2 protein-coding genes are annotated in these 2,743 nt (G+C 67.9%); one reads left to right on the top strand and one right to left on the bottom strand.

Annotated features, from left to right (window positions below; all coding sequences use genetic code 11):
• Window positions 1–381: 381 nt before the first annotated feature.
• A complete protein-coding gene (locus tag ND748_RS24640; RefSeq protein WP_251748361.1) occupies window positions 382–705 on the bottom strand; it encodes a ferredoxin in 324 nt (107 codons plus the stop codon).
• Window positions 706–824: 119 nt separating this feature from the next.
• Here ND748_RS24640 and arc point away from each other — a divergent pair, with 119 nt between their 5' ends.
• Complete coding sequence (arc, locus tag ND748_RS24635) at window positions 825–2,630, top strand: proteasome ATPase (protein WP_251748360.1); 1,806 nt, start codon at window positions 825–827, stop codon at window positions 2,628–2,630.
• Window positions 2,631–2,743 lie beyond the last annotated feature (113 nt).

Below are 2,743 nucleotides of genomic sequence, written 5' to 3'. Positions count from 1 at the left end.
CGGTCGCCCACGCCGCGGCCGCGGCCTCGGCCGGCGCGGAGCCGGAGCCCTCGGCCGACGTGGCTGGGGCCGCGAAGGACGGGATCGATTCCGCCGACTAGGGCGTGTCTTTACGTGTGATCAAGGGTGGGGCCCGCTGCGGCTCCCGCATCCCACCTGGATGATCGTCACGTCCGCGGGACCGTGCCCCGCGGCGGGACCGGCCACCACGAGGGTCTGGCGCGGTCCTGACGGTTCCGCGGAACCGCGCCGGCGCGAGCGACTCCTCGGTGACCCGTCGCCGGAGGCTCCGACTCGGTGACCCGGGAGGCGGCCGCGCCCCGGACGCGGAGCGACGCTGGGATCGTCCGGCGTCCGGTCGTCCGACAGTCGTGTCCATGGTCAGCTCAGGGGGCCGCCGGCCTCCAGAGTGCCGTCGGGGCGTTCCACATAGATGCACGTCCCGGGGCACTCGTCGGCCGCGTCGACGACCGCGTCCACGACGGGCAGGGGCACCGGCACGTACGCACCGTCGCTCGTCTGGAGCTCGCCGGCGTCGTCCTTGACGTAGGCCAGCCCGTCGACGTCGAACTCGAAGATGCTGGGCGCGAGCTGGACGCACAGACCGTCGCCGGTGCAGGCGTTCTGGTCGACCCGCACACGCAGGCCCGCCGAAACGCCCGGCTTCGCAGGAGTTGCCACAGGGCTCCGATCTTCTGTCACCATGGCACCGTAACCCGCTGTTTACGGCAAAGCCCGGTCGTCCTTGCGTGACCGGCCTGCCAGCGGCGGTCACAACGGTAGTGTGGGTGCGTCCCGGTCAGCACGGGGGAGGTGGAGGCGCAGTGTCCGGTCCCCGTTCGGGCTCTGGCTCCGGTGGGAGCACGGGTCGTCCAGGTGATGCCGAATCACGGCGGTCGGCGTACGAGAAGGAAGCACACGAGCTCACGACGCAGGTCGCCTTCCTGGAAGAGGAAGTGGCCATGCTGCGGCGTAGGTTGTCCGAATCGCCCAGGCAGGTCAGGGTGCTGGAGGAACGCCTCACGGAGATTCAGGCCGAGCTGTCGTCCGCCACGGGACAGAACGACAGACTCGTCGCCACCCTCCGCGAGGCGCGCGACCAGATCATCACCCTGAAGGAGGAGGTCGACAGACTCGCGCAGCCGCCAAGCGGCTACGGGATCTTCGTCTCCAAGTATGACGACGGCACGGTCGACGTGTTCACTCAGGGCAGAAAGCTCCGAGTGACCGTGTCGCCGAGTGTCGACGTCGGCTCGCTCTCGCCCGGCCAGGAGGTCATGCTCAACGAGGCCCTCAACGTGGTCGAGGCACGCTCCTTCGAGCGGCAGGGTGAGATCGTCCTGCTCAAGGAAGTTCTCGAAAGCGGTGACCGAGCACTGGTGATCGGTCACACCGACGAGGAGCGGGTGGTCATGTTGGCCCAACCGCTGCTCGACGGCCCGATCCGCGCGGGGGACTCGTTGTTGATCGAGCCCCGGTCCGGGTACGCGTTCGAGCGGGTCCCGAAGTCCGAGGTCGAGGAGCTTGTCCTCGAAGAGGTCCCGGACATCGGGTACGAGCAGATCGGCGGACTGAAGAGTCAGATCGAGTCGATCCGCGACTCGGTGGAGCTGCCGTTCCTGTACAAGGATCTCTACCGGGAGCATCAGCTCAAGCCGCCGAAGGGTGTGCTGCTCTACGGCCCGCCCGGCTGCGGCAAGACGCTGATCGCGAAGGCGGTCGCCAACTCGTTGGCCAAGAAGGTCGAGGCGATCACCGGCCAGGGCAACGGCCGCGCCTTCTTCCTCAACATCAAGGGCCCCGAGCTGCTCAACAAGTTCGTCGGTGAGACCGAGCGGCAGATCCGGCTGGTGTTCCAGCGGGCGCGCGAGAAGGCGTCCGAGGGGATGCCGGTGATCGTGTTCTTCGATGAGATGGACTCGATCTTCCGGACCCGCGGCTCGGGTGTGTCCTCGGACGTGGAGAACACGATCGTCCCGCAGCTGCTCAGCGAGATCGACGGCGTCGAGCAGCTCGAGAACGTCATCGTGATCGGCGCGTCCAACCGCGAGGACATGATCGACCCGGCGATCCTGCGGCCGGGACGGCTCGACGTCAAGATCAAGGTGGAGCGGCCCGACGCCGAAGCGGCCCGCGACATCTTCGCCAAGTACGTCCTGCCCGGCCTGCCGCTCTACCCGGACGACCTCGCCGAGTTCGACGGCAACCGGGAGGCCACGGTTGCCGCGATGATCCAGCGGGTCGTCGAGCGGATGTACGCGGAGAGCGAGGAGAACCGCTTCCTCGAGGTGACCTACGCCAACGGCGACAAGGAGGTCCTGTACTTCAAGGACTTCAACTCGGGCGCGATGATCGAGAACATCGTCGCTCGCGCCAAGAAGATGTCGGTCAAGGCGCACATCGAGGGCGGCCTCAAGGGTCTGCGCATGCAGTACCTGCTCGCCGCGTGCTTGGACGAGTTCAAGGAGAACGAGGACCTGCCGAACACGACCAACCCGGACGACTGGGCCCGGATCTCCGGCAAGAAGGGCGAGCGGATCGTCTACATCCGCACGCTCGTCACCGGGACGAAGGGCACCGAGGCCGGACGCTCCATCGACACCATCGCAAACACCGGCCAGTACCTGTAACGGTCGGCGGAAGCACTCGCCGTGGCTCCGCCGCGGTCGCCCTGGTAAGGCGACCGCGGCGGGGACGGCCTGTTCCGTACCGCGGCGCCCGGGACCGAAGTAGGTCCCGGGGG

The sequence above is a fragment of the Frankia sp. AiPs1 genome, assembly GCF_023716945.1.
GTDB lineage: Bacteria > Actinomycetota > Actinomycetes > Frankiales > Frankiaceae > Frankia.
The sequence above is the reverse complement of the archived record's forward strand: the minus strand, read 5'-3'. Positions and strand labels throughout refer to the sequence as shown.

Excerpts from the sequence above, each read along its gene's own strand:
- ND748_RS24640 (WP_251748361.1), bottom strand. The coding sequence starts at position 705 with ATGGTGACAGAAGATCGGAGCCCTGTGGCAACTCCTGCGAAGCCGGGC.